Raw genomic sequence first — 4,214 nt, 5'->3', positions numbered from 1 at the left:
CACCCTACACCCCACACCTGACGTCTTTGTAAAAAACATACCCTTGAAAGGGTCTTGGGGGTGGGTTTCTGTTCCCTGTTCCCTAAAAACCCGAAAATTTGTACCTCACAAGTCGTAGAATTGCTATATAGAAGTAGGGAGTGTTTCCCGATTCCCGATTCCCGATTCCCGATTCCCCACTTCCCACAGGTCTCTTTACCGATTACCAATAGTTTCTTTAAAAGCTGGGCGTTCAGACAAACGCATCAGATAATCAGTAATAGCTGGATAGTCTTTAAACTCCAAATTTACCAGTATTTTGGCATAAGCCAAATAAGACCCTACTGCAATATCCGCTACACTGAAATTATCCCCTAATAAAAACGGTTTATTGGTTAATATTTCATTCAGTGGCTGCAACAAACTGGGCGTTTCTTTCTCCCGTCTATCTTCCACAAACAATCCTAGTCCTAAGGTAGCATTAGCAAACAACACCCACTGCACAATCTCCGACTGTTCTTCTAGAGAAATAGGGGTTTCTCCATACTTATTAGCTAAGTAAACCAAAATTGCTCCCGACTCCCAAACTTTAAAGTCACCATCCACAATTGCTGGCACTTTACCCATCGGATTAATCGACAGGTATTCCGGCTGTTTATGCTCTCCAGCTTTCATATCCAACAAGATATACTCATAGGGCACTCCCAACTCCTCAAGATACCACTGCACAATGGCAGATCGGCTCCGAAGACCACCATAAAGTTTTAGTTGTGCAGATGATTGACTGACTTGAAAATTTTCTTGACTACTGAATTCTGACTCTTGAGTAGGATAAGACATTGTTCTAGATCTAGATTCGTTGACCTTAGGAGTATTAAAGTCACTTTGTCCACTGACAGGATTAGCGTATCCAAGAATTATAGAAGTGGAGAAAGTAGCTACTAAACAGAATAATAAACGCATAGCAAAAAGTAAAGTAGTTTTTCAATGTTATAGGGAGCAGGGAATCGGGAATCGGGAATCGGGAATCGGGAATCGGGAATCGGGAACAGGGAACAGGCAATAGGGAATAGGGAATAGGGAATAGGGAATAGGGGAAAACAATCCTGCTAAAAGTCCCCCTTATTAAGGGGGATTTAGGGGGATCAATTTGTACATTATAAGATATAGAGTTAGGTAAAATATATATTGTTAATCTAATGAAGTCCAAAATATTTTTCTCCTCTTACTTATTCTGGCTTCACTGCTCCCTACTCCCTACTCACTACTCCCTAAAAAAAATGAAACCTAATTTTGAACAAATGAGTAACCAAGAACTGATAAAATATGCTCTAGCCCATCGAGAGGATCAAGAGCCTTTGCGTGTGTTGTATAGTCGCCGAAGCCCTGATCAAGAAGCAATTTGGTACGGACCAATGACAACACCAGAAGGTGAAACCATTGAAGCCAATATCAGTATTGCGACCGAAGCCATTCGTCAACGCTTTGAAGCCATAAAACAGCAAAAAGGAAATAATAACGGCGTTGCTGAATCCTCTAATGAATAGCAGTAGAGTATTTTTTAATATAATGAGGTACATATAATTTTTTCTCTCTTCCCTCTTCTGACTTTACTGCTCCCGATTCCCGATTCCCGATTCCCGATTCCCGATTCCCGATTCCCTACTCCCTACCAGTTTTTCACAAAACTTTTTAAAATATGTTATAATTAAATATTTTTGTGATATAATAAAAGAGTGGGCGCTGAGACGCCCGGAGTCAAGAGCTAGCCCGGCGAGAGTGCAATATCCACGGGCTAGCTCTGGCTCCCCTACAAAAGGAGATAGTTTGATTATGAGTTATGCTGAACGCCTTCATCCATGGGTGGTCATTCGCCTATTACCCAAGATGCAGCGGAGAGTCGTTGCTCGCTTCCGGAACCGGTCGGATGCGGAAGGACACTTATGGGCCCTGAAACGATTAATGCCTGATGCCGAATTTATAATTGTCTTTGACGTCGGTAATCTAAAGTAATCAGCGGTCAGCGGTCAGTGGTCAGCGGTCAGTGGTCAGCGGTCAGTGGTCAGCCGTCAGCGTGGCACAGGCTTCGACGCTGTGATCTAGCGCGTGCGCACAGGCTTCAAAGCTGGGAGGTAGCCCATAAGCTGATAGCTGATAGCTGATAGCTGATTACTGATTACTGATTACTGATTACTGATTGCTGATTACTGATTACTGATTGCTGATTGCTGATTACTGATAGCTGATAGTTGATAGCTCAGCAGTAGCAAACAACTCTGGTTTACTATGGCACAATGAACCAGATAAATCTCTATGGCGTTATTATACTAAACTATTATGACTAAGTTTGTCTTTATTACTGGAGGCGTTGTATCCAGTATTGGCAAGGGGATTGTTGCTGCTAGCTTGGGACGTTTACTCAAATCCCGGAACTATTCCGTATCGATTCTTAAACTAGACCCCTATATTAACGTAGATCCGGGAACCATGAGTCCCTACCAACATGGAGAAGTCTTCGTAACATCAGACGGTGCTGAGACAGATTTAGATTTAGGTCACTATGAACGCTTCACGGATACCTCCGTCTCCCGCCTAAACAGTGTCACCACTGGCTCGATTTATCAAGCGGTAATCAATAAAGAACGTCGCGGTGATTACCAGGGGGGCACAGTGCAGGTGATTCCCCACATTACCAATGAAATAAAACAGCGCATTCATCGAGTTGCTAAAAATTCCAATCCTGATGTATTGATTACAGAAATTGGTGGCACATTGGGGGATATAGAATCCCTACCGTTTTTGGAAGCAATTCGTCAATTCCGTAAGGATGTCGGGCGCAATCACGTCCTTTATATGCACGTCACCCTATTACCTTGGATTCCTGCGGCTGGAGAAATAAAAACCAAGCCAACCCAGCACTCCGTAAAGGAATTGCGTGCGATTGGGATTCAACCAGATATTTTAATTTGCCGATGCGATCGCGCTTTGCCACCCGGATTAAAAGATAAAATATCAGCATTCTGTGATGTACCAGTAGAGTCAGTTATTTCTGCACAGGACGCCAGCAGTATCTACGAAGTGCCCCTAATGCTAGAAAAAGAAGGACTGGCCCAGCAAACCCTAGAGTTATTCCAGATGGAGCAACGGGAACCGGATTTAAGCCACTGGCAGCAGTTAGTTGAGCGTTTGCATCATCCCACTCACCACCTTGAAATTGCCATTGTTGGTAAGTATATCAAACTAACCGATGCCTATCTATCCGTTGTGGAAGCGTTGCAGCATGCTGCGATCGCAAAAGATACCAAAATCACAATACACTGGGTTAGTGCTGAGGATGTGGAAGCTTACGGCCCTGAACCCTTCCTAAACGGTTTTAACGGTATCCTTATTCCTGGAGGCTTTGGGATTCGGGGAGTAGATGGCAAAATTCAGGCCATTCGGTATGCAAGGGAAAATCAGATTCCCTTGCTGGGCTTATGTTTAGGGATGCAGTGTTCAGTAGTTGAATGGGCAAAGCACGTAGCCCTCTTAGAAGAAGCCCATAGTGCCGAGTTTTTCACTGATACCAAGAATCCCGTCATTCATCTATTGCCAGAGCAACAAGATGTAGTGGATTTAGGCGGTACCATGCGTTTAGGGCTATACCCATGCCGTATAGCACCGAATACTCTAGCATCTTCCCTCTACCAAGAAGAAGTCATTTATGAGCGCCACCGCCACCGGTATGAATTCAATAATGCTTATCGCAACCTATTTCTAGAAACAGGTTATGTGATTAGTGGTAGTTCTCCCGATGGTCGCCTCGTGGAAATAATTGAATTGAAACAACACCCCTTCTTTATTGCCACTCAGTTCCACCCAGAATTTAGCTCCCGTCCCAGTCATCCCCATCCATTGTTTGTGGGATTTGTGCAAGCTTCCCTTGATAAAGGACAGGTTAAACAGTCTAGTACTAACGGCAGTACTAACGAAAACCAGCAATCCGTTGCGGAAGTAAGCTGCTAAGTATGTGAGGCAGGTTCTTTCGGTATCGATCAGGGCAAATAGAGCAACGGATGTCACTAATGTCGCAGATTAGGGTATTAATGACATCATGCCGGATAATTATCCTTGATCAAAAGATGATTCCACAGAAATTATCCGGCTCTGAGGAATAAACCCCTGAAATATGACTTAGCTTGATCAGCAGCTAGGCAACAGTGAAGTACCCCAACCCACACGAAGTAGGTTGGGGC

Annotated in this window: 5 protein-coding genes; 3 read left to right on the top strand and 2 right to left on the bottom strand. The window is 43.8% G+C overall.

Annotated features, from left to right (window positions below):
* Positions 1-209: hypothetical protein (locus AC4II3_RS31610; protein ID WP_490723016.1), on the bottom strand; the 209-nt coding region annotated here is incomplete at its 3' end.
* Positions 196-819 carry a glutathione S-transferase family protein gene (locus AC4II3_RS31605; RefSeq protein ID WP_488017178.1) on the bottom strand — a complete coding sequence of 208 codons (624 nt, stop codon included), beginning with the start codon at positions 817-819 and terminating at the stop codon, positions 196-198. The genes AC4II3_RS31605 and AC4II3_RS31610, both read right to left, overlap by 14 nt.
* A 359-nt stretch (positions 820-1,178) precedes the next feature.
* Here AC4II3_RS31605 and AC4II3_RS31600 point away from each other — a divergent pair, with 359 nt between their 5' ends.
* From AC4II3_RS31600 to pyrG, 3 genes are all read left to right on the top strand, one after another.
* Positions 1,179-1,526, top strand: coding sequence for a DUF6887 family protein (locus AC4II3_RS31600; RefSeq protein ID WP_488014418.1), 348 nt, complete (start codon positions 1,179-1,181; stop codon positions 1,524-1,526).
* A 286-nt stretch (positions 1,527-1,812) separates the two neighbouring features.
* Positions 1,813-1,992: a hypothetical protein gene (locus AC4II3_RS31595; RefSeq protein WP_488014416.1), complete on the top strand. Its 180-nt coding sequence runs from the start codon at positions 1,813-1,815 to the stop codon at positions 1,990-1,992.
* 324 nt (positions 1,993-2,316) lie between these two features.
* Complete coding sequence (gene pyrG, locus AC4II3_RS31590) at positions 2,317-3,984, top strand: CTP synthase (protein WP_488014414.1); 1,668 nt, start codon at positions 2,317-2,319, stop codon at positions 3,982-3,984.
* Positions 3,985-4,214 lie beyond the last annotated feature (230 nt).

It is taken from the genome of Moorena sp., from assembly GCF_982860115.1.
The sequence above is the reverse complement of the archived record's forward strand: the minus strand, read 5'-3'. Positions and strand labels throughout refer to the sequence as shown.

Bases quoted from the DNA above. Each gene is read 5' to 3' on its own strand.
- pyrG (WP_488014414.1), top strand. From the start codon at position 2,317: ATGACTAAGTTTGTCTTTATTACTGGAGGCGTTGTATCCAGTATTGGC.
- AC4II3_RS31595 (WP_488014416.1), top strand. From the start codon at position 1,813: ATGAGTTATGCTGAACGCCTTCATCCATGGGTGGTCATTCGCCTATTA.
- AC4II3_RS31600 (WP_488014418.1), top strand. From the start codon at position 1,179: ATGAAGTCCAAAATATTTTTCTCCTCTTACTTATTCTGGCTTCACTGC.
- AC4II3_RS31605 (WP_488017178.1), bottom strand. From the start codon at position 819: ATGTCTTATCCTACTCAAGAGTCAGAATTCAGTAGTCAAGAAAATTTT.